The sequence below is a fragment of the Streptomyces sp. DvalAA-14 genome (assembly GCF_900091855.1).
GTDB lineage: Bacteria > Actinomycetota > Actinomycetes > Streptomycetales > Streptomycetaceae > Actinacidiphila.
The window spans coordinates 1-25262 of sequence record NZ_FMCH01000340.1 but is presented as its reverse complement, the minus strand read 5'-3'; the positions used below and the strand labels follow the sequence as shown (position 1 = coordinate 25262).

24 protein-coding genes and 2 pseudogenes are annotated in these 25262 nt (G+C 71.2%); 13 read left to right on the top strand and 13 right to left on the bottom strand.

The window, feature by feature from the left end:
* Positions 1-40 precede the first annotated feature (40 nt).
* A complete protein-coding gene (locus tag GA0115240_RS17295) occupies positions 41-664 on the top strand; it encodes a TetR/AcrR family transcriptional regulator (RefSeq protein WP_093737564.1) in 624 nt (207 codons plus the stop codon).
* Between the two features lie 19 nt (positions 665-683).
* Positions 684-1667 (top strand): NADPH:quinone oxidoreductase family protein, encoded by a 984-nt coding sequence (locus GA0115240_RS17290; protein ID WP_093737563.1) that lies wholly within the window; start codon positions 684-686, stop codon positions 1665-1667.
* 98 nt (positions 1668-1765) lie between these two features.
* On the opposite strand, the gene GA0115240_RS17285 is transcribed toward GA0115240_RS17290, so the two are convergent.
* Positions 1766-2986, bottom strand: coding sequence for an acyl-CoA dehydrogenase family protein (locus GA0115240_RS17285; RefSeq protein ID WP_093737562.1), 1221 nt, complete (start codon positions 2984-2986; stop codon positions 1766-1768).
* Positions 2987-2990: 4 nt separating this feature from the next.
* On the bottom strand, positions 2991-4043 hold the full coding sequence (locus tag GA0115240_RS17280; protein ID WP_093737561.1) for a phosphotransferase family protein: 1053 nt from the start codon (positions 4041-4043) through the stop codon (positions 2991-2993).
* Positions 4044-4229: 186 nt separating this feature from the next.
* On the opposite strand from GA0115240_RS17280, the gene GA0115240_RS17275 reads away from it, so the two are divergent.
* Complete coding sequence (locus tag GA0115240_RS17275; RefSeq protein ID WP_093737560.1) at positions 4230-5537, top strand: glucarate dehydratase family protein; 1308 nt, start codon at positions 4230-4232, stop codon at positions 5535-5537.
* Positions 5538-5560: 23 nt separating this feature from the next.
* Here the strand turns inward: GA0115240_RS17275 and GA0115240_RS17270 are convergent, their stop codons facing one another.
* From GA0115240_RS17270 to GA0115240_RS17260, 3 genes are all read right to left on the bottom strand, one after another.
* On the bottom strand, positions 5561-5929 hold the full coding sequence (locus tag GA0115240_RS17270; RefSeq protein WP_093737559.1) for a DUF202 domain-containing protein: 369 nt from the start codon (positions 5927-5929) through the stop codon (positions 5561-5563).
* On the bottom strand, positions 5926-6321 hold the full coding sequence (locus GA0115240_RS17265; RefSeq protein ID WP_202451462.1) for a YidH family protein: 396 nt from the start codon (positions 6319-6321) through the stop codon (positions 5926-5928). The genes GA0115240_RS17270 and GA0115240_RS17265 overlap by 4 nt, the downstream gene beginning before the upstream one ends.
* Positions 6322-6537: 216 nt before the next feature.
* Positions 6538-7161 (bottom strand): NUDIX hydrolase, encoded by a 624-nt coding sequence (locus tag GA0115240_RS17260; RefSeq protein WP_093737557.1) that lies wholly within the window; start codon positions 7159-7161, stop codon positions 6538-6540.
* Between the two features lie 120 nt (positions 7162-7281).
* Between GA0115240_RS17260 and GA0115240_RS17255 the strand changes: the two genes are divergently transcribed.
* The 6 genes and pseudogenes from GA0115240_RS17255 (at position 7282) to GA0115240_RS17235 (ending at position 13423) form a co-directional block, all read left to right on the top strand.
* On the top strand, positions 7282-9213 hold the full coding sequence (locus tag GA0115240_RS17255) for an acyclic terpene utilization AtuA family protein (protein WP_256069856.1): 1932 nt from the start codon (positions 7282-7284) through the stop codon (positions 9211-9213).
* A gap of 437 nt (positions 9214-9650) precedes the next feature.
* Positions 9651-11318 (top strand): annotated as a pseudogene (gene ctaD, locus GA0115240_RS17250) (cytochrome c oxidase subunit I); the annotation flags it as partial.
* Complete coding sequence (locus GA0115240_RS17245) at positions 11315-11656, top strand: hypothetical protein (RefSeq protein WP_093737555.1); 342 nt, start codon at positions 11315-11317, stop codon at positions 11654-11656. The pseudogene ctaD and the gene GA0115240_RS17245, both read left to right, overlap by 4 nt.
* A 157-nt stretch (positions 11657-11813) precedes the next feature.
* A complete protein-coding gene (locus GA0115240_RS17240) occupies positions 11814-11993 on the top strand; it encodes a hypothetical protein (RefSeq protein ID WP_093737554.1) in 180 nt (59 codons plus the stop codon).
* Between the two features lie 242 nt (positions 11994-12235).
* On the top strand, positions 12236-12409 hold the full coding sequence (locus GA0115240_RS36950) for a hypothetical protein (protein ID WP_176725101.1): 174 nt from the start codon (positions 12236-12238) through the stop codon (positions 12407-12409).
* 45 nt (positions 12410-12454) lie between these two features.
* Positions 12455-13423, top strand: a complete 969-nt coding sequence (locus GA0115240_RS17235; RefSeq protein WP_093737553.1) for a pirin family protein — start codon at positions 12455-12457, stop codon at positions 13421-13423.
* A gap of 233 nt (positions 13424-13656) precedes the next feature.
* On the opposite strand, the gene GA0115240_RS17230 is transcribed toward GA0115240_RS17235, so the two are convergent.
* The 3 genes from GA0115240_RS17230 to GA0115240_RS17220 form a co-directional block, all read right to left on the bottom strand.
* Positions 13657-14163 carry a GNAT family N-acetyltransferase gene (locus GA0115240_RS17230; RefSeq protein ID WP_093737576.1) on the bottom strand — a complete coding sequence of 169 codons (507 nt, stop codon included), beginning with the start codon at positions 14161-14163 and terminating at the stop codon, positions 13657-13659.
* A 452-nt stretch (positions 14164-14615) separates the two neighbouring features.
* Positions 14616-15545, bottom strand: a complete 930-nt coding sequence (locus GA0115240_RS17225) for an NADP-dependent oxidoreductase (RefSeq protein WP_202451459.1) — start codon at positions 15543-15545, stop codon at positions 14616-14618.
* A 24-nt stretch (positions 15546-15569) separates the two neighbouring features.
* The gene (locus tag GA0115240_RS17220; RefSeq protein ID WP_256069855.1) at positions 15570-16061 is read right to left on the bottom strand and encodes a TetR/AcrR family transcriptional regulator; all 492 of its coding nucleotides are present in this window, start codon (positions 16059-16061) and stop codon (positions 15570-15572) included.
* A 122-nt stretch (positions 16062-16183) separates the two neighbouring features.
* Between GA0115240_RS17220 and GA0115240_RS17215 the strand changes: the two genes are divergently transcribed.
* Positions 16184-16747 (top strand): ester cyclase, encoded by a 564-nt coding sequence (locus GA0115240_RS17215; RefSeq protein ID WP_093737551.1) that lies wholly within the window; start codon positions 16184-16186, stop codon positions 16745-16747.
* A gap of 161 nt (positions 16748-16908) precedes the next feature.
* Here the strand turns inward: GA0115240_RS17215 and GA0115240_RS38270 are convergent, their stop codons facing one another.
* Entirely contained in the window at positions 16909-17034 is a 126-nt protein-coding gene (locus GA0115240_RS38270) for a LuxR C-terminal-related transcriptional regulator (protein ID WP_256069858.1), read from the bottom strand.
* A gap of 244 nt (positions 17035-17278) precedes the next feature.
* Between GA0115240_RS38270 and GA0115240_RS38265 the strand changes: the two genes are divergently transcribed.
* Positions 17279-17506, top strand: coding sequence for a hypothetical protein (locus GA0115240_RS38265; RefSeq protein WP_237554960.1), 228 nt, complete (start codon positions 17279-17281; stop codon positions 17504-17506).
* A 366-nt stretch (positions 17507-17872) separates the two neighbouring features.
* Here the strand turns inward: GA0115240_RS38265 and GA0115240_RS17205 are convergent, their stop codons facing one another.
* Complete coding sequence (locus GA0115240_RS17205; protein ID WP_141708871.1) at positions 17873-19084, bottom strand: MFS transporter; 1212 nt, start codon at positions 19082-19084, stop codon at positions 17873-17875.
* Entirely contained in the window at positions 19081-19776 is a 696-nt protein-coding gene (locus tag GA0115240_RS17200; RefSeq protein ID WP_093737549.1) for a siderophore-interacting protein, read from the bottom strand. The genes GA0115240_RS17205 and GA0115240_RS17200 overlap by 4 nt, the downstream gene beginning before the upstream one ends.
* 159 nt (positions 19777-19935) lie before the next feature.
* On the opposite strand from GA0115240_RS17200, the gene GA0115240_RS17195 reads away from it, so the two are divergent.
* The gene (locus GA0115240_RS17195; RefSeq protein WP_093737548.1) at positions 19936-20529 is read left to right on the top strand and encodes a TetR/AcrR family transcriptional regulator; all 594 of its coding nucleotides are present in this window, start codon (positions 19936-19938) and stop codon (positions 20527-20529) included.
* A 718-nt stretch (positions 20530-21247) separates the two neighbouring features.
* Here the strand turns inward: GA0115240_RS17195 and GA0115240_RS38260 are convergent.
* A pseudogene (locus GA0115240_RS38260) lies at positions 21248-22060 on the bottom strand (helix-turn-helix transcriptional regulator); the annotation flags it as partial.
* Between the two features lie 40 nt (positions 22061-22100).
* Positions 22101-23030, bottom strand: a complete 930-nt coding sequence (locus GA0115240_RS17185; RefSeq protein WP_093737546.1) for an SDR family oxidoreductase — start codon at positions 23028-23030, stop codon at positions 22101-22103.
* A gap of 581 nt (positions 23031-23611) precedes the next feature.
* On the opposite strand from GA0115240_RS17185, the gene GA0115240_RS17180 reads away from it, so the two are divergent.
* A partial coding sequence (locus GA0115240_RS17180; protein WP_107407163.1) for a SpoIIE family protein phosphatase occupies positions 23612-25262 on the top strand: 1651 nt, incomplete at its 3' end.

Below are 25262 nucleotides of genomic sequence, written 5' to 3'. Positions count from 1 at the left end.
CCGGCACGGACCGCCGGCGGGCACGGAGAGAGGGCAGGCCATGGCACGCAACGCGACGAGCGGCAGCAGCGGCGGCAGCGGTTCCGGCAGCGGAGCCGCGGTGCCCGAGCGGCTGCTCGCCGAAGCCACCCGGCTGTTCGCCGGCCGCGGCTACGACCGCACCTCGGTCCAGGAGATCGTCGAGGCGGCCGGCGTCACCAAGGGCGCCCTGTACCACTACTTCGGCTCCAAGGACGATCTGCTGCACGAGATCTACGGCCGGGTGCTGCGGCTGCAGACCGAGCGCCTCGACGCGATCGCCGCCCGCACCACCGATGTCCGCGACCGGCTCGCCGAGGCCGCCGCGGACGTGGTGGTCACCAGCATCGAGAACCTGGACGACACCAAGATCTTCTTCCGCTCGATGCACCAGCTCAGCCCCGAGAAGCAGAAGGCGGTACGCGCCGAACGCCGCCGCTACCACGAGACCTTCCGCTCACTGATCGAGGAGGGCCAGCGCGACGGGCACTTCCGCGCGCATCTGCGCCCCGACCTGGTGGTCGACTTCTTCTTCGGTTCGGTGCACCACCTCGGCACCTGGTACCACGCCGACGGCCCGCTGTCCGCCGAAGCGGTCGCCGCCGAGTTCTCCGACCTGCTGCTGGCCTCGGTCCGGCAGCACTGACACCACCGGGAGTCCCCACGTGAAGGCATGGCGCGTGCACCAGACCGGACAGCCGCGCGAGGCGCTGCGCCTCGACGAGGTGCCCACCCCCCGGCCGGGCCCCGGCGAGGTGCTGCTGCGGGTCCTGGCGGCGAACATCAACTTCCCCGACGCGATGCTGTGCCGCGGCGAGTACCAGATCAAGCCGCCGCTGCCCTTCACCCCGGGCGTCGAGATGTGCGGCGAGGTCGTCGCCCTGGGCGAGGGCGTCACCGGCGTGCAGACCGGCGCCCGGGTGATCACCCCGGCCCTGCTGCCCGGCGGGGCCTTCGCCGAATACGCCGTCGTCACCGGCCAGGGCGTACTGCCCGCCCCCGAGGCGCTGGACGACGCGGAGGCCGCGGCCCTGCACATCGGCTACCAGACCGGCTGGTTCGGGCTGCACCGCAGGGCCGCGCTGCGCCCCGGCGAGACCCTGCTGGTGCACGCCGCGGCGGGCGGGGTGGGCAGCGCCGCCGTCCAGCTCGGCAAGGCCGCGGGCGCCACCGTGATCGGGGTGGTCGGCGGCCCGGACAAGGCGAAGGCGGCCCGCGAACTCGGCGCGGACCTCGTGGTCGACCGCCACCGCGAGGACTTCGTCGCCGTGGTCAAGGACGCCACCGCCGGCCGCGGCGCCAACGTCGTCTACGACCCGGTGGGCGGCGACGCCTACACCCGTTCCACCAAGTGCATCGCCTTCGAGGGGCGGATCGTGGTGGTCGGCTTCGCCAGCGGGACCGTCCCGGCCCCCGGCCTCAACCACGCCCTGGTCAAGAACTACTCCATCCTCGGGCTGCACTGGGGGCTCTACAACGTCCAGGACCCGGTGGCGGTGCACCAGGCCCACGAGGAACTGCTCCGGCTGGCCGCCGAGGGCACGGTGAAGCCCTTCGTCAGCGAGCGGATCGGTTTCGACGCCGTCCCCGACGCGGTCCAGCGGGTCGCCGACGGGACGACCGTGGGCCGGCTGGTCGTGGTGCCCTGAGCCCCGACGGGCCGAGCTGAAGGGCGGCGATCGGCGGGATGTGCGGGAGGGCCGGGGCGACCTCGGCCCTCCCGCACGTCCGGTTGCCGGCCGGTGTGTCAGGTCCGGGCGTACTTCTTCAGCTCGCGCCGGGCCAGCGAGCGCTTGTGCACCTCGTCCGGGCCGTCGGCGAGCCGCAGGGTGCGGGCCGCCGCCCACAGCTGGGCCAGCGGGAAGTCCTGACTGACGCCGCCCGCGCCGTGCGCCTGCACAGCGCGGTCGATGATGCGCTGGACAGCGGCCGGCGTGGCGATCTTGATGGCCTGGATCTCGGTGTGCGCGCCCCGGTTGCCCACGGTGTCCATCAGCCAGGCGGTCTTGAGCACCAGCAGGCGCAACTGCTCTATCTCCACCCGGGCTTCGGCGATCCACTCCTGGATCACCCCCTGCTCGGCGATCGGCTTGCCGAAGGCGATCCGGCCGGTGACCCGCTGGCACATCAGCTCCAGGGCCCGCTCGGCCATCCCGATCAGCCGCATGCAGTGGTGGATCCGGCCGGGCCCCAACCGGGCCTGGGCGATGGCGAATCCGCCGCCCTCCTCGCCGATGATGTTCTCGGCCGGCACCCGCACGTCGTGGAAGACCACCTCGGCGTGGCCGCCGTGGTCGCCGTCGTCGAAGCCGAACACCCGCATCCCGCGCCGTACTTCCACCCCGGGCGTGTCCCGCGGCACCAGGATCTGGCTCTGCTGGCGGTGCCGCTCGGCGGTCGGATCGGTCTTGCCCATGACGATGAGGATCCGGCAATCGGGGTTCATCGCACCGGAGATGAACCACTTGCGACCGTTGATGACGTATGCGTCCCCGTCGCGCCGGATGCGCGTCTCGATATTGGTGGCGTCGGAGGAGGCGACATCCGGTTCGGTCATCGCGAAGGCCGACCTGATCTCGCCGGCCAGCAGCGGCTCCAGCCACTCCTTGCGCTGCTCAGGGGTGCCGAACTCGGCGAGCACCTCCATGTTGCCGGTGTCGGGGGCCGCGCAGTTGAGGGCCGGCGGCGCCAAATGCGGGCTCCGTCCGGTGAGTTCGGCCAGCGGCGCGTACTGGAGATTGGTCAGGCCGGCGCCGTGCTCGCCGGGCAGGAACAGATTCCACAGGCCCTGCGCCTTGGCCTCGGCCTTGAGCCGGCGGACGATCGGCGGCGCGGACCAGCGGGCGTCGCCCGCCGCCTGCTCGCGTTCCTCGGCGAAGACGGCCTCGGCCGGATACACGTGCTCGTCCAGGAAGGCCCCCAGCCGGGCGCGCAGCTCTTCGGTGCGGGCGTCGTAGGCGAATTCCATGGTGTCACCCCTCGCTTGTGATGGATCGGGCTTCCTGCTGCCGGAGGGTGTGCAGACCGCGCTCGATGAAGCCGGGGACGAGGCCGCCGATCCGGTCGAATCCCGCCCCGAGGGTCTGGCCGAGCGTCCAGCGGTAGTGGATGCCTTCCAGGATCACCGCGACCTTGAGGTAGGCGAAGGCGGTGTACCAGTCGATCGCCGACACATCGCGGCCGGACCGCTCGGCGTAGCGCTCGACGAGTTCCCCGGTGGACGGATGGCCGGGGGAGCCGCCGATGGTCGGGGCCGGCACCGCCTCGTCGGCGCGCAGCTCGCCGTACATCACCAGCAGGCCGAGGTCGGTCAGCGGGTCGCCGAGGGTCGACATCTCCCAGTCCAGTACGGCGGCGAGCCGTCCGTCGTCGTCGATCAGCACATTGTCCAGGCGGTAGTCGCCGTGCACGATCGTCGGGGCGGGCGAGGAGGGCAGCGCGGCGCCGAGCCGGGCGTGCAGTTCGTCCACGCCGGGCAGATCGCGGCTGCGGGAGGCGTCGAGCTGCTTGCCCCAGCGGCGCAGCTGGCGGTCGAGGAAGCCGTCGGGCCGCCCGAAGCCGGCCAGGCCGACGGCGGCGGGGTCCACCGCGTGCAGGTCCACCAGCGTGTCGGTCAAGGTGAGCACGGCGGCCCTGGTCCGCTCCGGCCCGATCTCCCGCAGCTGCCGCTCGTCGCGGTAGGGGGTGCCGGCCACGAACTCCATCACGTAGAAGGGGGCGCCGATGACCTTCGGGTCCTCGCACAGCAGGATCGTGCCGGGCACGGGCACCGGGGTGCCGGCCAGGGCGGTGATCACCCGGTGCTCACGGGTCATGTCGTGCGCGGTGGCGAGCACATGGCCGAGCGGGGGGCGGCGGACCACCCAGGTGGTGGCGCCGTCGGTGACGCGGTAGGTGAGGTTGGACCGGCCGCCCTCGACGAGCCGGGCCCGCAACGGGCCCGCCACCAGCCCGGGGATCTCCCGGTCGAGGTGGGCGCGCAGCCGTTCGAGGTCCAGGCCCGGGGGGTCGTCGGTTTCGCTCATGCGTCGTCTCTCCTCGTCGGCCGGCGCTCGGCCGGGTCGATGGTGGCGTCGATGGTGGCGGGCAGCCGCATCAGGAATCGTACCGACTGGTCGGTATGCCGTCCACCGTCCGGGCGCCGCCCGCACATTGACGGCCGGGTGCGATCCCGCCTACGCTCTGGACTTATGGGTGAACATGATTCACATATGCAGACGGCAAGCATCTCCGGGGCACTGACAGTCGCCGAGGTGCGGCTGACCCCCATCCTCATCTCCGACCCGCCGCTGCTCAACACCCAGGGCGTCCACCAGCCGTATACTCCCCGACTCATCATCGAGGTCGTCACAGCCGACGGTACGACCGGGTTGGGTGAGACGTACGGGGACACGCGCTATCTCGACCTCGCCGCCCCCCTCGCCAAGGCGCTGCCCGGCCACTCGGTCAGCGATCTGAACGGCCTGTTCACCCTCGCGGAGCAGGTCTGCGGCGACCCCGCCGACGTGTCGGACTCGGTGGACGTCGGCGGCCTGCGCGGCGTCCAGACCGCCGACAAGCTGCGGCTCTCAATCATCTCCGGCTTCGAGGTCGCCTGCCTGGACGCCCTGGGCAAGGCCCTCGGCCTGCCGGTGCACGCGCTCCTCGGCGGCAAGGTCCGCGACAGCGTCGACTACAGCGCCTACCTCTTCTACCGGCTCGCCGCCCACCCCCAGGGCCGCGGCGAGAGCGACGACTGGGGCGCGGCCCTCGACCCGGCCGGCGTGGTCGCCCAGGCCCGGCGCTTCGCCGACAGCTACGGCTTCGGCTCCTTCAAGCTCAAGGGCGGCGTCTTCCCGCCCGACCAGGAGATCGCCGCCGTCCGCGCGCTGGCCGAGGCATTCCCCGGGCAGCCGCTGCGGCTCGACCCCAACGGCGCCTGGTCGGTGGAGACCTCACTGGCCGTGGCCCGCGAACTCGGCGACGTGCTGGAATACCTGGAGGACCCGGCCAGCGGCACCGACCGGATGGCCCGCGTCGCGGCCGGCGCCGAGGTACCGCTGGCCACCAATATGTGCGTGACGACCTTCCAGGAGATCGAGGAGGCCTTCACCCGCAAGGCCGTGCAGGTGGTGCTCTCCGACCACCACTACTGGGGCGGACTGCGCAACACCCAGCAACTCGCCGCGATCTGCCGGACGTTCGGAGTGGGCCTGTCCATGCACTCCAACACCCACCTGGGCATCAGCCTGGCCGCCATGAACCACGTCGCCGCCACCGTGCCCAACCTCGACTTCGCCTGCGACACCCATTACCCCTGGCAGACCGAGGACGTCATCACCCGCCGGCACGTCTTCACCGGCGGCCGGCTCCCCGTCGGCGACCTGCCGGGCCTCGGTGTCGAACTCGACCCCGACGCGCTCGCCGTGCTGCACCGCCGCTGGCTGGCCGACGACGGCACGCTGCGCGACCGCGACGACGCCGCCGCGATGCGCAAGGCCGACCCCGCATGGCAGACGCCCGCCGTGCCGCGCTGGTAGTCCCGGCCGGCGGCCGGCCCGGCTCAGAAGAGCAGGGCCGCGCCGAAGACCGCGAAGCCGATCGTGCAGCCCACCACCGACAGCGCCGCCCAGGGCGCCAGCCGCCGCGGCCGGGCCGCGGCCAGCCGCTGGGTGCGCAGATGGGCCAGCCACAAGAACGCCACGAAGGTCAGCGCCAGCAGGCTCACCGCCGCCGCCCGCAACGGCCCGCCGTCGGTGTGCAGCGCCTGCCGTATCGCCAGCAGCGCGGTGACCGCGCAGGACAGTGTGGTACGCCGCCAGGCCAGCCGGGTCCGCTCCGGCTGCAACCCCGGATCGCGGTCCGTTTCGACCCCGGCCCGCGGCGACGCGCCGCCCGGCCCCGGCCGCCCGGCGTGCTCCCCGCCGCTCATCCGGCCCGGCCGAGCAGCACGACCGCCACCATCGCCACCGCCAGCACGGCGATCAGCAGCGCCAGCAGGGCGGGAAAGCGCGAGACGGGCAGGTCGGTGCCGCGGCGGATGGCACGCTCGCAGCGGACCCAGTGATTGACCGCCCGCAGCGTGCAGGCCACCCCGCCGACCAGCAGGACGACGGCGAGCACGACGCGGACCCAGTGGACGAGGTGGTCGGTGAGGAACTGGTCGACCGCGAAGCCACCGCCGATCAGGGCGAGGGCGGTACGGATCCAGGCGAGGAAGGTGCGCTCGTTGGCGAGCGAGAAGCGGTAGTCCGGGGTGGCACCCTCCTGCCGCACCCGGGCCGGCGCGAGCCACAGCCGTACCGAGTCCCGTACCCCGCGCAATCCGCCCGCATCGCTCACCCGGCCACCCTAACCAGGGCCGACAGCGGCGGGGCCACCCGCCACCGGCCGATCGCCACCGGCCGATCGCCACCGGCCGATCGCCACCGGCCGATCGCCACCGGCCGATCGCCACCGGGCGCTCCCGCCCGCCACCGTCGCCGGCACCACCGGCTCACCGTCGGCGGACACTGCCGCTCCGGGCCACGGCGACCCCGGTCAGCTGCTTGCCCCCGAAGAGCCCCCGACTGCCGGATCGCCGCTGCCGCCGCGCAGCGCGAGCAGCCTGCGGTAGGCCGCCAGACCGTCCGGCACCCACTCCCAGTCCGGCAGCCGGGCGGCCAGCTCGTCCTCGGTGAGGAAGGTGTGCCAGGCCACCTCCTCCGGCTGCGGAGAGACCGGCATCTCGCACCGCACCTGGTAAACGGTCGACCACCAGCTGCGCGGACCGTCCTCGTACAAGAACCGGAACAGCGGTTCCGGCTGCGGGAGTCCGCTCACCCCCAGCTCCTCCTCGGCCTCCCGCAGCGCCGCCCGGTCGTAACTCTCGCCCGCGCCGACCACTCCGCCGACGAACATGTCGTACAGCGAGGGGAACACCAGCTTCCGCGCGGTACGGCGGTGCACGAAGATCCGGTCCGCCGCGTCGCGGGCCAGGATGAAGGCGCAGCGGTGCCGCAGCCCGCGCGCGTACGCCGCACCGCGCGGCGACTGCCCGATGACGGTGTCGTGCTCGTCGACGATGTCGATGATCTCGTCGGCGGACAGCGGGGACGCGTCGGTGGCGGGCGGGGGCGCGGCGGCGGCCGGACCGCCCGGCTCCGGTGGCTGCTGGCTGCTCATACGGTGATTCAACCATCCGCCGGCGGCCCGGCGGCGGGGCCGGGAAGGGGCTTGCGCGGCGCGGGTACCGGCACGATGATCGTGCGGGATCACCCGGGAGCGAAGTGACGGGAGCGTACGGTGAGCGATCCGGCCAGGACGCGTCAGGAGCCGCTGCGTATCGCCAACTGCTCGGGCTACTACGGCGACCGGCTCTCGGCGGCCCGGGAGATGGTCGAGGGCGGCCCCATCGATGTCCTCACCGGGGACTACCTCGCCGAACTGACCATGCTGCTGCTGTGGAAGGCCCGCCGGCGCGACCCCGACGGCGGTTACGCGGTCTCCTTCCTCGCCCAGATGCGGGACGTGCTCGGTACCTGCCTGGAGCGCGGCATCAAGATCGTGGTCAACGCCGGTGGCCTCAATCCGGCCGGGCTCGCGCGGAAGCTCCGCGAACTCGCCGCGCCGGCCGGCCTGCACCCCTCCGTCGCCCATGTCGAGGGCGACGACCTGCTGGACCGGCTGCCCGAACTCCAGGCCCGCGGGCACGACTTCGCCCATCTGGCCACCGGCCGCCCGCTGGCCGGCTCCGGCGTGACCCCGCTCACCGCCAACGCCTACCTCGGCGGCTGGGGCATCGCCGAGGCGCTGCGGGCCGGCGCCGACGTGGTGATCTGCGGCCGGGTCACCGACGCCTCGCTGGTCGTCGGACCGGCCGCCTGGGCCTTCGACTGGGCGCCGGACGACTGGGACCGGCTGGCCGGAGCCGTCACCGCCGGCCACATCATCGAATGCGGCACCCAGGCCACCGGCGGCAACTACTCGTTCTTCACCGAGATCCCGGACCCGGTGCACCCGGGTTTCCCGATCGCCGAACTCCACGCCGACGGCTCCAGCGTGATCACCAAGCACCCCGGCACCGGCGGCGCGGTCACCGTCGGCACTGTCACCGCCCAACTCCTCTACGAAATAGGCCACCCCGCCTATCTCAACGCCGACGTGGTGGCCCGCTTCGACACCGTACGGCTCAGCCGGCAGGGGCCCGACCGGGTGGCGGTCGGCCCGGTCACCGGCGAACCCGCGCCCGCCTCCCTCAAGGTGTGCCTCAACCACCAGGGCGGCTACCGCAACTCCGCGACCTTCGTGCTCACCGGCCTGGATCTCGACGCCAAGGCCGACTTCGCCGAGGCCACCCTGCTCGACGCCACCGGCGGCCCCGCCCGCTTCGCCGGCTACGAGCTGCGGCGCGAGCACGGCGGGGAGGCCGACCGGCTCACCCTCACCGTCAAGGATCCCGACCCGGAGACGGCCGGCCGCGCCTTCTTCGCCGCCGTGGCCGGCACCGCGCTGGCCGGCTACCCCGGCCTGTACCTGGAGCACGCCGCGCCGAAAGCCACCGAGTACGGGGTGTACTGGCCGGCCCTGATCGCGGCCGGGGAAGTACCGGCCGTCGCGGTGCTGGCGGACGGCCGGCGGCTGCCGGTACCTTCGGCGGCGCGCCCACGGGCTTCCGAACGGGCTTCCGAGCCGGCGTCGGTGCCGGCGCCCGTGCCCGACTCCTCAGCCCCGGCTCTGGCCCCGTCCGTGCCCGCGTCGGCGCCGCAGTCCGCCGACCTCGCGCGGGCCGACGCCGTACCACCCGCGGCCGTACCGCCGCCGACGGCCGCGTCCGAAGCGGGCCCGGCCCGGCCGGAGCGTCCCGAGGCCCTCGAAGCGCGGCACGGACGTACCGTACGGCTGCCGCTCGGCACCCTGATCGGCGCGCGCTCCGGCGACAAGGGCGGCGACGCCAACGTGGGGCTGTGGGCCGGCGACGACGAGACCTACGCCTGGCTGCGGGACTACCTCGACGTCACCCGGCTGCGCGACCTGCTTCCGGAGACCGCCAAGCTGCCGGTCAGCCGCTACGAACTGCCCAACCTGCGGGCGCTGAACTTCGTGGTGCACGGCCTGCTCGGGGACGGCGTGGCGTCGTCGACCAGCGCCGATCCGCAGGCCAAGGCGCTGGGCGAGCGGTTGCGCGGCTGCCGGGCCGACATCCCGGAAGGGCTGCTGGCCCCCTCGGACGGCTGACCGCCTTTCGGGATCCGCGGGGCATCTTTCACTGCCATTCATCAGCCTTCATTATCGTTCGGCATCTTTCGTCAATTTCCGGCATCTTTCGCGTCGGCACCGTGCTGCTCCCGGGCCGTATCCGCAACTCCTTCGGCGTCATCGGTGCCGCCGCCTCCGCCGGTCCGCGGGTACGCGCCGCTGACCGGTCCGGCGCAGCGAGTTGCGCTTGCCTCCCGCGCGCCTGACATGCCATGGATCGGGCTATTCGTAGTCTTTCAACCTGTACGGCCGTATAGGGGCGTTCTGTGGGATGAACCCGGCCCGGTGACGGGACCGACCCGCGATGTCCAGACCCCCGGAACAAGACGACTGGAGACCGCGTGAGTTCCCCGCAGCCCAAGCTTTCCGACGAACCCGAGGCACCGCCACCACCGCCCGAGGGCCCGGGCAAAGCCGGCACGATCGGCGTGTCCTGGCTGTCGTCCACCGATCACAAGACGATCGGGTCCCTGTACCTGATCACGTCGTTCCTCTTCTTCCTGCTGGCGGGCCTGCTGGCGATGCTGATGCGGGCCGAACTGGCCCGGCCGGGCAACCAGTTCCTGTCGAACGAGCAGTACAACCAGGCGTTCACCATGCACGGCACCGCGATGCTGCTCATGTTCGCCACCCCGCTGTTCGCCGGCTTCACCAACTGGATCATGCCGCTGCAGATCGGCGCGCCCGATGTGGCCTTCCCCCGGCTGAACATGCTGGCCTACTGGCTCTATCTGTTCGGCTCGGTCATCGCGATGTCCGGCTTCTTCACTCCGAACGGCGCCGCGTCCTTCGGCTGGTTCGCCTATTCGCCGCTGACCGATTCGGTGCGCTCGCCCGGGATCGGCGGCGACCTGTGGATCATGGGCCTGGCGCTGTCCGGCTTCGGCACCATCGTGGGCGCGGTCAATTTCATCACCACGATCATCTGCCTGCGCGCGCCCGGTATGACGATGTTCCGAATGCCGATCTTCTGCTGGAACGTGCTGCTGACCTCGGTGCTCGTCCTGATGGCCTTCCCGGTGCTGGCCGCCGCGCTGCTGGCGCTGGAGGCGGACCGGAAATTCCACGCCCACATCTTCGAAGGCGCCAACGGCGGACCGCTGTTGTGGGAGCACCTGTTCTGGTTCTTCGGCCATCCGGAGGTGTACATCATCGCGCTGCCGTTCTTCGGCATCGTCTCCGAGGTCATTCCGGTCTTCAGCCGCAAGCCGATGTTCGGCTACATCGGCCTGGTCGCCGCGACGATTTCCATCGCCGGCCTCTCCGTGACGGTGTGGGCGCACCACATGTTCGTCACCGGAGCCGTGCTGCTGCCCTTCTTCTCCTTCATGTCCTTCCTCATCGCGGTGCCCACCGGGGTGAAGTTCTTCAACTGGATCGGCACGATGTGGAAGGGGTCACTGAGTTTCGAGACGCCGATGCTCTGGGCGATCGGATTCCTGATCACCTTCCTCTTCGGCGGGCTGACCGGAATTATTCTGGCGTCACCGCCGCTTGACTTCCATGTCTCCGACTCGTACTTCGTGGTCGCGCACTTCCACTACGTGGTCTTCGGCACCGTGGTGTTCGCGATGTTCTCGGGCTTCTATTTCTGGTGGCCCAAGATGACCGGGAAGATGCTGGACGAGCGGCTCGGCAAGATCAATTTCTGGACGCTGTTCTTCGGGTTCCACGGCACCTTCCTGGTCCAGCACTGGCTGGGCATCGAGGGCATGCCGCGCCGCTACGCCGACTACCTGAGGGCGGACCGGTTCACCACCTTGAACACCGTCTCGTCGATCAGCTCGTTCGTCCTGGGCCTGTCGGTGCTGCCGTTCTTCTACAACGTCTGGAAGACCGCCAAGTACGGCAAGAAGGTGGAAGTCGACGATCCGTGGGGCTACGGCCGCTCGCTGGAGTGGACGACCTCCTGCCCGCCGCCGCGGCACAACTTCGTGACCCTGCCGCGTATCCGCTCCGAATCCCCGGCCTTCGACCTGCACCACCCGGAGATCTCGGCCGCCGAACTGCTCGTCCACCCACCGGACAAGGAGCTGGCCGGCTCCGAGGACGGGCCGGACGAAGGGGACAGGAGCACCCCGTGACCCCAGGTCAGGAAACGGTCCGGGGGATGGCCCAGCTGGAGGGCTATCTCATGTGGAGCGCCGAGATCGAGGAGGCCGACCGCCGGGCCGGCCGCTTCGCCGACCAGCTGCCGTGGCTGACCGGCGCGCAGCGGGCGGACGTGGAACGCCTCTACAGCGCGGAGCACCTCGTCGCCGCCCGCGGCACGCTGACCCGCATCGCGGACCGCACCCAGGGTCTGCGCGTCGAGTACGCCGAGCGCTACCGGGAGCTGCGGGCACGATGCGTGGCGGTCACCGTGGCGGGTGTCACGGCCGCCGCGGCGATCTGCCTCGTCCTCACCGACCTCTACCGGTGACCGTCCTCAGGGAGCCGTCCGCCGTCAAGCGGTGACGGGTTCCCGGGCAGAGGCGGCCGGTTTCTTACACATCTCTTACGGGCGGGACGCGACCCCGGTCCGCGGGAACAGCTCCTGCCGGGGCCGCGTTGGACCGCTCGAGAGGGAGGTCACCGAGATGACGCACATGGAGAGCAAGCCCCAGGACGTGGCCGAAGCCGCACGTCACGCCAGGTTCGGCGTGCTGCCGAAGCGAATCCGGCTGGAGGACACGGTCGAGGAGCTCCCGGCCACCGTGCCGGACCCGGCAAAGAACACTTACAGCGACGACGACTGGCTCATTCACAACGTCGTGTGACGGAGCGTGTTCAGCGCCGCGGATCGCGGTGAGGAGGCCGGGTGCCAAGGCGCCCGGCTCTCCCTTTTCCGGCGCCGTGCCACGCATTCGCCTCTTCGGTTCCCCCGGCCCGGTAAAGAATCTCCCGGTGGATCTTTTGCAGAGCCAGAACACACCGTTGCCCTCACAGTGACATTCGCGGGTTCATGATGGGTTTTGTCCGAGGGCGTAGGGCCCGCGGGGGTAGCGAGGGGCGTGACCCAATGGAAGCGGACGTGCTGCGCAAGGCGATATTCCTGCTGCGTGATTGCCGCGAGTCGGAGCAGCAGGTCGTCACCCGGCTCAAGGACTATTTCCCCGACCTGACGGTGGGGGACCGCGAGATGTACACCAGCCAGGCATGGGACCTGATGCACGGCACCCACCCGGCGATATGACTCCCGGGGCGGCCCCGCCGCCCCACCACCGGGCATGATCGGCACATGAGCAATCTCGATGTGCGACCGGCGGCCACGGCATGCGGTGGACGTGAGGACGTCTCCGCCGCCCCCGTCCGCGAACTCCTCACCGCCCGCACCGTGCCGCTCGGCGAGAGCACACAGGTAAGGCGGCTGCTGCCCAATCTCGGCCGCCGGATGGTCGGCGCCTGGTGTTTCGTCGACCACTACGGGCCCGACGACATCGCCCACGAGCCCGGGATGCAGGTACCGCCGCACCCGCACATCGGCCTGCAGACGGTCAGCTGGCTGCACCAGGGCGAGGTGCTGCACCGCGACAGCCTCGGCAGTGAGCAGACGGTACGTCCGCGCGAGCTGGGTCTGATGACCGCGGGCCGGGCCATCGCCCACAGCGAGGAATCCCCGCGCGAGCACGCCCGCTACCTGCACGGCGCCCAGCTCTGGGTGGCCCTCCCCGAGGCCCACCGCCGCCGCGCCCCCGCCTTCGAGCACCACACCGCGCTGCCCGAGGTGACCGGCGGCCACGGCCTGCACGCCACCGTCATCCTGGGCGAACTGGACGGCGCCCGATCCCCCGGCGCCACCTACTCGCCCCTGGTCGGCGCCGACCTCACGCTGGCCGCCGGCACCTCGGCCGCCCTGCCCCTGGAACCCGACTTCGAGTACGCCGTCCTCACCATGTCCGGCGAGGCCGAAGTCGACGGCGTCCGCCTGCCGCCCGACTCCATGCTCTACCTCGGCTGCGGCCGCAGCTCCCTGGCGCTCGCCGCCGACGTCGACAGTTCCCTGATGCTCCTGGGCGGTGAGCCCTTCGAGGAGCACATCGTCATGTGGTGGAATTTTGTCGGGCGCTCCCAGGAGGACATCGCGCAGGCCCGCGAGAACTGGCAGACCGGCACTCGCTTCGGCGACGTGCACGGCTACGCCGGCGCCCGGCTGGCGGCTCCGCCCCTCCCGCCGACCCCGCTGAAACCCCGAGGGCGTACGCGCTGAGCTGCGAGTTCGTCTGCCCCTGTGTCCTGGTGAGCGGACGGCCTTCGTGCCGCCAGACCTCATGCTGACCCCATGCCGACCCCATGCCGACTTTTCTGCTGGCACGTCAGCTCCGTCCGACGACATCCCATCGACCACGCGTCCGCCCACCAGTATCTGGAGCACGCACGAGGGGTTCTCGCCGCGAGGGGTTGGCAGCCGGCTTGGGGAGCTGCTGACCTGCGCGGCGCGGCTCAGAGCGGTTTGAGGTGATAGGCAAGGGTCCAGTGCCAGTCGGGGTGAGAGGTGCGGCCGACCTCCCGGTAGCCGAGGCTGCGGTAGAAGGCCATGGCCTCCGGCTGGTTGGTGGCGGTGTCCAACCACGCCTCGTGGAAGCCGAGGTCGCGGCCACGGGCTTCGAGGGCGCCCAGGAGGGCGCGACCGATCCCTTGCCGGCGCAGGGCCGGGTGGACCCGGACCCGGAGTACTTCCAAGCGCCCCGGGTGGTCGGCGACCGGGCGGAAGCCGCCGGTCCCCACCACGTGGCCGTCCCCGGTCACAGCGACCAGGAAACAGCCGCCGCGTGCGACAAAGCGGGCCTGCGGGTCTCCCACGTCGGCGAAGTCTCCTGGCGGCGGGGCGGGCGCCGCAGGAAGGGGCAATGGCACCGCCCTGTCTGCGGTCTCGCCGATGTTGGGAAGAATGGTCAGCGTCCACACCTGCGGCAGATCGCCCGGACGGACGGCTCGCACGGTCACCATGGGCATCAGTTTCGCGTGCCCGCACCGGCCGCGGCACCGGAATTTTCCCCGCGGGGCTGACCGGCTCGGCTCCCGTCGCCCTCCCTGCACGTGATCATCTCCGGACCGAGATCACGGGGCGCGTTCACGGGCGGCCCGCCTGGGGGAGTGGGCAGCTGCGATCCGCCGACCCGCTGAAGACGGCGGGCTCGGCGACGGCGGCGACAGCCGCCAGCACCTCCTGCCGGGCCACCGTGGGCGGACCACCTTTCGACAACCCGGCCGAGGGCGTGCGGGGTGTGTCGGGGGACATCGACGACGTCGGTGCAGTTGACCTGGGCATACCAACGACCATCACGTCGGGATGACCGGCCGCGGTTGGATCGCCCTGCAACGCAGTGCGATGGCGATCCGGCCGACGGCATCCTGAAGCGCCCTCATGGCGGCATGAGCGGATGGGGGACGCGGGTGATTCAGACGAGGTCTTGGGGGTGCAGCACGATGCGCCCGTGGGTCTTCCGGTCGGCCAGGGCCTGATAGGCGTCGCGCACGGCGGTGAGTGGGTACGTTGCGGCGATGGGGATGGTCAGGTCGCCGGTGGCAGCGAGGGCGGCCAGTTCGGCCAGCGCGGGGGGACCGCCGGCATCGGTCGTCCCGAGAGATTTGACGCCCTTCTCCTTCGCTCCGCGATAGTCGACGACGGTGTCGATGCGGTCGGTCGGAACGCCGAGGCCGATGGCGAGGTCGATGTAGCCGCCGCCGACGGCGTCGATGAAGGCATCGACTCGGTCGGTCGTGGCGAGGATCCGCTCCTGTTCGCCGTCGCCGTACTGGACAGGCTGGATGCCGTGGTGCCGGAGCAGGTCGAAATGCGCCTCGCTGGTCAGACCGATCACCGTCGCTCCGGCACGGAGTGCGAGCTGAGCGGCGGTGAACCCGACGCCGCCCGATGCGCCCGAGATGACGATGGTCTCGCCCGGCCGGGGTTCAACCGCCCGGATGGCACCGAGGCCGGCCATCGGTGTGGTGTAGAGCGAGCCCGCCACGTCCCAGGAGAGCGCCTGAGGCTTGCTCACCAGCTGGACAGCGGGGATGGCGACGAACTGGGCGTGGGCGTCCCAGCTCTGGAGCCTGCCCAGCACCGCGTCACCGACGCTGAAGCCGGACACGTCGGCACCGACCGCGACGACACCACCGGCGAGATCGCGACCCGGCGTGTACGAACTGCCGTGCAGCGCCGGTAGCGCCCCGGGGTTGAGCGCACCGGCCTCGACCCGCACCACCACCTCGCCCGGGCCGGCCACGGGCTCGGGGACGTCCGTGAGGTAAATCCCCTCGATGCCCGAAAAACGGTCATAGCGAACTGCTTTCATGGTGTTCCCCGGTTTCCGAGTGATGCGCATCGGACGGATCGCGCGAGAGGGCGCTCAGGTACGGCGCAGGAGTGGCAAGAGGATGTCGTCGACGAGATGCGCGACGAAGGCGGCGTCACACGGCTCGCCCACGACCACGATGCGGTGCACGATCACCGCGGAACCGACCTCGGCGAAGAGCGCTGCCGCCCCGGGCGCCAGTCGCTCGGCCGCTTGGCGAACAAGTCGGTCCGTCGTCGCGGTCTGGTCCCGCCGCAGGATCCGCCGCATCTCCTGGGCCAGCCGCGCGTCGTTGCGCATGCCGGCGAACAGTGCCCCGAGCAGACCCACGTCCTGTTCGGAGATGCTCCGCGCGAGCCATGCCGCCAGGGAATGGACGTCCTCCCGGAGACTGCCTCCCACCGGCGGTGGCGGCTTCGCGGGCGCGCGGCGCTGGACCGCTGCGGCGACCAGCTCCGCCTTGTCGCGGTACCGGCGGTAGATCGTCGTCTTCGCTGCCCCGGAGCGCCCAGCCACCGCCTCCATCGAGAGCTGCTCGTACCCCACCTCGGTCAGCCGACGCGCTTTCAGCGGACCGACGTCCCTGACGCCCGGGCGTCGTCAGGCCGTCTGTACGCTCCATTTGCCGAGGTATCTCCCCCCTACCAACCCCCACCGCAGGAGTCCCCATGGCTGACAACGCCATTGACAGCGCACATTCGCTCTTCAAGGTCATAGAAACCGGCGACGCGGCACTCGCCGCCGAGGTCGTCGGCGCGGACTTCCACAACCGTGAGGCATTCAACTCCCCCGTCGCCTGTGCCATCCCCGGGCCGGCCGGCGTGCTCGCCTCCGGTGCCTGGATGCGCTCGGCGTTCGCCGACCTGCGCTTCCCGGTCCTTGACGCGGGCGTCAACGACGAGGGCAGCCAGGTGTTCGTCCGGGTACGCATGCAGGGTCGCCAGACCGGACCGTTCGTGCTCTTCCGCGACGAGAAGCTGGACAAGATCATCCCACCGACCGGCCGCGAGATCGACTACGAGCAGATCCACGTACTGACGGTGCGCGACGGGAAGGTGGTCGGGCACGAGGCCGTCCGCGACGACATGACCATGCTCGGCCAGCTCGGTGTCTTCCCGCCGACCCCCGCCATGGCCGCGCGGCTCGCGGCCTGGAAGCTCACCGGCCGCGACCGACGTGCGGCGGCCGAGGTCTCGGCGCTCTCCGCGCGCGCCGCGGAGGGCGCGAAGTAGGGAAAGCAGGACGGCGAAGTCGGGGCCTTCCCCGGCCTCACCGCCGCTGTCCGCTGCTGCAAACGGCTCGTCCGCCTCACCGCACAGACTCGGTCTTATGCCGTGGTGCGGGACGTGCGGGTTCAGCTCCGCGGCTGCGGCGCCCTGTCGGTCCGGGCGGGTCAGATGATGCCGGCGCGGATGGCGTAGGAGACGGCGTGGGCGCGGTTGCGGAGGCTGAAGCGCTTCATGAGGCCGTAGAGGATGTATTTGACGGTACGTTCGGAGTAGGAGAGCTTGATCGCGATCTCGGCGAGCTCCTTGCCGTCGGCGAGCAGGCGCAGGACGTCGACTTCGCGGGGGCTGACTCCGGGCGCGGTGAGGCCGCGGAGAGCGAGGACTTCGCGGTGGGTCCAGCGGATCTGTTCCAGCAGGGTGTCCTGGAGGGTGGGCGGGAGGATCCCGCCGTCCTCCGCGACGGTGAGCAGGGTGCGGATGAAGTCGGCCGGGGTGAAGGTGTCGCGCCACAGGACGGCGCGTACTCCGGAGTCGATGGCCGCTGAGATGTCGGCGCGCCACTCTTTTCCGGATCACCACGACGTAGCGTGTCTGGGGGTTGTCGCAGAGCCCGCTCAGCAGTTGCAGGGTGGAGGCGGCCGCGATGTCCACGGCGACCACCACGACGTCGGCCTCTCCGATCCTGTCCGCAGGGATCTCACTGATGCGGCGGTCGCTGCGGAGACAGCTGACGAGTCCGGCACGGACGACGGCGTCGGGTGAGTGGATCGCCACGCTCACGGTGTCGGTGAGTATCTGCTGGGGCATTCGCCCTCCTCCACGGGAAGCCGGTGTCGTCCCTGGGTGCTGAGAGGCTGATGGTGCCACGCGCGGTCCGGCTCCCCATCGGTCGACGACCCCCGTCCGCAAAAGACAGGGAAACCTGGCACAAGCCCTCCCACAGCAGGGAAACCTGGTGTCAGGGAGTGATGCTCATTCCGCCGGAGTTCGAGCCCGATGAACCGCTCGCCGAGTCATGGGACACGCGGGCGACGGATCGGCCGCCCCCGGCGCAACGGAGTTGAACCGACGACGGGCATGACCACCACCGCCTCGAGCGCCGGGCCTTCGGCTCAGTTGGCGGCGCGCTCAGCCGGTTACCGGCTGCGGTGTTCGTACGGCTCGCGCGCTGACCGCTCCGGCGGCCAGGCAGACCGGGGCCGCGAGAAGCCAGATCAAGGAAGGGCTTGCCAGGGTGCCGAGCGCGAGTCCGGTGGTGGGTCCGACGGCGGAGCCGATGTCCTCGGTGGTGGACAGCGCGGCCTGATAAGTGGCCCGCCGACCGGGTGTCGCGTGACGAGTGACGAACGTGGACACGGTGGGGCTGTAGAGCATCTGCCCAGCGGCGATCGCGAGTACCGCGCCGACGAGAACCGGATACCCGTAGCCACCGGCTGCCAGTGCCAGCAGGCCGACGCACTGCGCGCCCGCGCCCAGCCACAACAGCCGGCCGGTGTTCTGCCGGCGCGCCCACCGGCTGGCCGGGATCTGGAACACGATGCTCGCCGCAGCTGCGATGGCGAACAGCGCGGCGTAGGCCCCACCGCTCAACGGATGCTGTCGACGCAGGAGGACCAGGCCGTCGGCTTCCCACCAGGTGAAGGTAATGCTCAGCAGGCCGCCGCCGGCGATGAGAAGACCGAGCCGCTGGTCACGCAGAACCGCCCTCGGGGCTACGGGGACGGCGCTCAACTCAGCCTCGGCCGGGGGGTTTTCGGGGGCGGTCAGGGTACCGGGGATCGTCAGCACGACCGCTGCCGAGGCCGCGACGAGCATGCCCCCGGAGGCCGCGAAGACGGCCGACAGGGAGATCGTCACCGCGGCGGCACCGATGAGCGGCCCCGCGACACGTCCGACGTTGGCGGCCACCCGGGCCTGGGAAAAGGCCTGGTGCAGATCGTCGTGTTCGAGGTCGCCGATGAGCGCGGCGATCGTCGGATGGAACGCCGATTCAAACAGGCCCGCCACGAGGAACGCGGCGACGGCGAACAGCGCGTGGTGGACGGCGAAGAGACTGCCGTAGCCGAGCGCCATGCCGACGGTGGAGACCAGCAGCGTACGACGGTGCCCGAACCGGTCGGCGAGCAGTCCGCCGAGCAGTCCGCCGGCCAGTTCCCCGACCGCCTGGGCGAGGAACAGCAGACCGGCGGTGGTTCCGCTCAGACCGCCCACCTGGCGGGCCCAGACGATGACGAACGGCAGCATGGCGCCGTCCGCCAGCGCACCGAGCAAGCGCACCAACAACAGCCCGCGAAAAGCGATATCGGAGCGTCGCCCCTTCGCACGCCGGGCACCGGTCACGAAGGGTCCCCGGCAGGCAGCGCGTCCTGCATCTTCCAGTACGCCTTGGCGAAAATACGTTTCCGCGTGACGCCGCGCTCCTCCAACAGGCCACGTACGGAGCGCACCGTCCGGGACTCGCCGAGCACGTACACCTGGCCGAACCCGTCCGGCTCGGGCAGCGTCCGTACCGCGCCGAGCACCTGATCGGCCGCGTCGACCGAACCGTCCGGGCGGACCAGCCAGCGGGTTTCAGCCGCGAGGGGCAACCGGTCCGCGGCCGACTCGACCTGGACGATCGCGGTCGCCCGCTGCGCCGGGGGCAGCGCCTCCGTGAGAGCCGCGATCGCCGGCAGCGATGCCAGATCCCCCACGAACAAGTGCCGTGCGGCCGACCGCGGTTCGAGCTTCCCGCACGGTCCGGCGAATCGTGCGCGCGAACCGGTCTCGGCATTCCGCGCCCAGCGGTTGCCCGGTCCGACGCCGGCGTGGAGTACGACATCCACGTCCCACTCGCCGGCCTCCGGACGGGCGTGGCGGATCGTGTAGCGGCGCTTGACCCACACTCCGGAGTCGGTCTCCAGCAGCATCTCGATGTCCTGGGCGGGCCGAACCATCACGCCAACGAGGCTGGCGGCCCCCAGTGTGATCCGGACGGTTCGCTCGGTCAGGGGCCGGCGGTCCAGCAACCGCCCGTCATGTATCTCGCTCATCAGCACTCTCCAACGGAACGGGGCGGAACGGAAGGGAACGGAACGGGGCGGCGCGGGCACACGGACACCTGGGCACACCGGCAGCCCAATATCGGTGCTTGGTGTCTCGTATTTAGCCTAGCAGCATTTCGAGGCATCGAGCACCGATACGCTGAGGGCATGTCCACGCCGCGGCGAGCCGTCGCCAAACCTTCCGCCCCCGGACGTCCCCGCAGCGAGGACGCCCGCCGGGCCGTCCTGCACGCCGTCGACGACATGCTCGTAGAGATCGGGTACGCCGCGATGACGATGAAGGGCATCTCCGAACGCGCCCGAGTGGGCCGCCAGACCGTCTACCGCTGGTGGTCGACGAAGGCCGAGATCCTCCTCGAAGCCAGCGTCCAGGACGCGCGCGGCGAACTGGCCACGGCGCCGAACGCCGATCCGACCGAGGACCTGGTGGCCTACCTGAGCGCCGTGACCGCCTTCCTGACCGTTTCACCCGCCGGGCTCGCCTACCGCGCCCTGCTCGGTGAGGCCCAGCACGATCCGGCGGTGCGCGACCTTCTGCGCGACGACGACCCGCTGGCCACCGCCACGAACGCGGTACTCGACCGGCACCGGAGTCACGCGCGGGCCATGCCTGACACCGAACTGGCCGCGGCTCAACTCGTCGGCCCCGTCGTCCTCCCCATCCTCACCAACGGAATCGCGATCCCCCGGTCCCTCCTCACCGCCCACGCCGCGATCTTGATGACCGCTTGGCAGGGGTGAGCCCGGCAGAGAAGCCCAGCCGTTTTCGCGGCCAGGACGTCGACAAGGCCCTCGCCCGCCCCGGCAGAAAGGGGCGGGCGGGCGCACCCGGACGCGGCCGGTGCCTGAACCGGTCCACCGTCTCCGGGGCGTCAGATGGTCGCGGTGCCTGTCAGCGGTCCTGCTCGGGGGGCGAGAAGACGCGGATGAAGGTCGGCAGAAGGGTGCGCCGTCCCTCCAGTTTGACCAGCCCGCACTTGGCGGCCTGCATGAGGGTCCGGTATGAGGGCAGGTCGTCCGGCTCGAAGGTGATGACGAGGTCCGGCTTGTCGGGGGCCGGGCCGACGCCGGCGTCCAGGTGCCCGTCCGTGACGACGGCGTGCAGCACACAGTCGGGGAAGCGGATCTCCCAGGACGCGGTGAGATCGGGAACAGCGGCGGGATCGAACACCGCCCGCAGGGAGAGGGTCACCGACTCCGGTGTGACGATCTCGCCGGGCCGGGGCTCGCCGAGCCGGGTCGCTCCCCAGCGTCCCAGGGCCAGGAGCGCCGGTTCCAGGTCGCGCCCCGCCTCGGTGCCGCCCGCATCGGGAGGCGCCGAGACCCGCGAGTCCACGGACACCGGTCGGCGGGTGCGGGTCGGATGCGTCGCCGACCCCTCCGCCCTCCTGCCTGCGGAGACAGTGGCGTTCACAGGCACCCCCGAAGGGGCGGCCCACCACCCCACGTGATCTCCATCAACGGACAGCTGTCGCAGCTTGTCGTAGCTCTCCGTTCCGGGGGCGGCCGTATAGACCTGCAGAACCTGGGACCGGTCGGGGTCCGCCAGGATCTGACAGTGCACTTCGAGCAGGCCGAGTGCCGGGTGCACGATGCGTTTGGGGGCGCAGTAGGCCCCCAGCGCCGGGTGCTCCCGCCACAGGGACGCGAACTCCGGACTGGCGGTCAGCAGCGTGTCCACCACGACCGAGGCACGCGAGCCCTCACCGTCCGCGGCGTACGTCGCATGCAGGTGCGACGCGAGGAGACGGCTGTGCATCGGGTGGTCGTCCTCGGGATAGATCATCCGCGTATCCGGGTCGGTGAACCAGCGGTAGTGCAGGCTGCGGGCCAGGCCGGTGTGCCCGCTGTCGTCTCCCACCAGCGCGACAGCCGGGCCGGTCTGCCCGAGCGTCTCGCCGAGCAGACTGATCACCTGCGCGGGGGTGTCGGCCAGCCGGTCGAGGATACGCATGATGCCCGGATCGATCCGGTCGCTTCGCCGGACCCGCCGCGGGGGCGGGTAGCCGCCGAGCCGGAACAGATGATCCCGCTCCTCGACGGACAGGCGCAGACCGCGGGAGATCGACGAGAGCATCTGCTGCGACGGGTACGGCCCGCGCTCCTGCTCCAGCCGGGTGTAGTAGTCGGCCGACACGTCGCACAGCGCCGCCACCTCCTCACGGCGGAGCCCGGCCGCGCGCCGTCGCCGCCCTCGGGGCAGCCCCACGTCCTCCGGTTGCAGCGTGTCACGCCGGGTACGCAGGAACGCTGCGAGTCGGGCCCTGTCCATGGGGAAAGTGTCATCGACAACGCCCCCGACGGTGAACACCTCACAGAGCGTCGTAGGTCACGCCGGTCAGCCGCTCGGATATGTCCCACAGCCTCACCGCGGCAGCTCCGGAACGGGCCGACCGGTAGACGGTCAGCTCGGTCGGACGGCCGGTGAACTGCCCGAATCCGTCGGGGCCGAAGAAGCCGCCCCCTTGCGCGTCCGGGCTGGTCGCCGCATACAGCGCGGGGAGCACACCGGCGTCGACACCGTGGACGAGGACACCCATGCGGGCCAGCCGGGTCATGATCGCCTCGTACGGAGAGGGACGGCGGCGGCCCATGTTGGGACCCGACGCGTAGAGGTTGGTCAAGGTCGTGCCGGGGTGGGCGGCATTACTGGTGATGCCCCACCCCGCTGCCTTGCTGCGCCGGTCCAGTTCGAGGGCGAACAGCAGATTGGCGAGCTTGGACTGGCCGTAGGCGCCGACCGGTGCGTACTTCCGCTCGCTCGGCAGATCAGCCCAATTGATCTTGCCCGAGCGGGCGGCGCTGCTGGTGATGGTGGTGACCCGGGCCCGCCCGGCGCGCAGCAGCGGGAGGATCTGCCCGGTGAGGGCGAAGTGGCCCAGGTGGTTCGTGCCGAGTTGCAACTCGAAGCCGTCCTCCGTGGTGTGCCGGGTGGCGGGGGCCATCACGCCGGCGTTGTTGACCAGGATGCCGACCGGCCGCCCCGACCGCTTCAAGGTCTCCGCGAAAGCGGCGACCGAGGCCAGCGACGCCAGATCGACACGTTGGGCGGAGACAGCCGCGCCCGGTACCGATGCCCGGATCCTCTCGACCGACGCGGCACCCTTTTCCGGGTTCCGCACCGCGAGAATCACCTCGGCCCCCGCCCGGGCCAGTTTCCCGGCCAGCCCGAAACCGATGCCGTCGCTCGCGCCGGTCACCACCGCGAGCCTCCCGGTCACGTCGGGCACGGACACATCCATCACTGAGAACTCCCCTGGCAACGTCTCTTCCTCGGCATTGCCACCCTCGCACTGTCGCCCGGGCGCATCCATGTCGCGCCGAGCCATGGATAACGCAACCGTGGTCGCCGACCGGGAGCGGTTGCCGGCGGGCCGACCCGGGCATGGCGGCGCCCCGAACTGACCGGGGAAATCGTCCCGACCCGCACAGCGGCCCGTCGGAGGGAGTGCTTGCTGGTCGAGGAGTCGGCGGGCCGGGCCTTTCTGAGCCCGGACAACGCGCGCCGGCCACCCGGGAGCGGGCCGCGTCCATCGCGTTGCAGCGCGATCCGCTGCCGGATCGGGGCGGTTGGCGGCGTCTTCCTGGTCGGTCCCGCCAGGCGGTCCGGCGTTTCGGGGTGCTTGGCGCGAACCGTGCAGGGGATGGTGGGACCGGGGATCCGGCGATCGCGCGATTCGGCCCGTCGGGGGATCCGTGGTGGTCGAATCGGAGCCTCCGACAGGTCCTGCCACTGCTGGTCTCTGCTTCGGCCCCTCGGGCAGGACATGGATCGTGAGAGGCTGAGGCGACGGAACAGGACAGGACCGGGGAGGTGCAGGAGATGTTGCCGAGCGCTAGGGCCGGCAGCGTGCCCGCGTCCGAGGCGGCTTCTCCGGCCGGACTGCCGGATCTGCTCGGGGCGGCGGTGTGCGTGGTGGACCAGCGCGGCTTGGTCGCCCGCGTCAACAGCCATGCCGAGCGGCTGCTGGGCGGGACCACTGCTGATCTGGTCGGCCGGAACGTGCACGACCTGCTGCACCGCGACCGGCACGGCCAGCCGTCGGCCACGGCCCAGTGCTCGCTCATCCAAGCGTTCCTGACCCGGCGCCCCCAGGTCGGCGGCGGATGGTTCGAGCGGGGCGACGGGTCGCTGGTCGAGCTTTCCTGGCTGATGGCGCCGTACGCGGAGGCGAGCGCCGACGCGGACGCGGTGGTGTTCTTCACAGACCACGACCGTGCCGCGGACCTGCCGAACGCGCCCGGGTCGGCACTCCCGGAACTGGAGCGGCTGACGCTCCTGGCCGAGACAACGACCCAGTTGACGTCGACCCTCGACAGCGACGAGGCGCTGAACCGGCTGGTCCACCTGGTCATCCCCCGCATCGCCGACTGGGCGGTGGTCGACCTGATCACCGAGGGCGACGAGGTCGAGCGGTCCATCGTGGTGCACTACGAGGACGGCGCGTACGTCGCCCGCGTGGACCTGCAGGGACCCATGCCGCCGGTGCCGGCCGAATCGCCGATGCCGCTGTCCCGCGCGCTGCGGGGTGCGGCCTCCTCCCTGGTGACGCCGCAGACCTACCAGGGACCGCCGGACTCCGGAATCGCCATCGAACAGGCCAGGCTGTTCGCGGCGACGGGCATGCACTCGGCCGCCATCGCTCCGATACGCGGCCTGCGCGACGTACTCGGCGCGCTGACGCTGGGGCGGTCCGCGCCCCGGGGCCCGTTGACCCCGGCCGACCTGTCGCTCCTGGAGGATCTCACCCGCCGGACCGGGCTGGCCCTGGACAACGCCCGGCTCTACCAGCGCCAGCGCAAGGTCGCCGAGACCATGCAGCGCCACCTGCTGCCGCAACTCCCCTCGGTACCCGGGCTGCAGATGGCCGCGCGCTATCTCCCCGCGCCGGACGACTCGCAGGTCGGCGGAGACTGGTACGACGCTTTCACCCTGGCCGACGGCATGACGGCTCTGGCCATCGGCGACGTCGTCGGGCACGACCTGGACGCCGCCGCCGGCATGGCACAGATCCGCAGCATGCTCCGCGCCTACGCCTGGAGCCACCACGAGCCGCCCAGCGCGATCGTGCGGCGGCTGGACGGATCGACGTTGCTGGCAGGGGTGCCGATGGTGACCCTGGTCTTCGGAGTGGTGGAGCAGGCCGCCGACGGCATGTGGCGGCTGACCTGGACCAACGCCGGCCATCCTCCGCCGCTGCTGGTCGCGCACGACGGACAGGCCCGCTACCTCACCGATGGACACGGGATGCTGCTATCCACGGGACTCACCCCGTCGCGCACCGACACGAGCCTGACTCTGCCGCCGCGGTCGACGCTGGTCCTCTACACCGACGGCCTGGTCGAGAGCCGTCACCGCCCCATCGACGATGGGCTTGAGCGGCTCCGCAAGCACGCCGCATCCCTGGCCCACCGCCCGCTGCCGGCATTCACCGACCTGCTGCTGGAGCGAGCCCGCCCCACAGACGACAAGA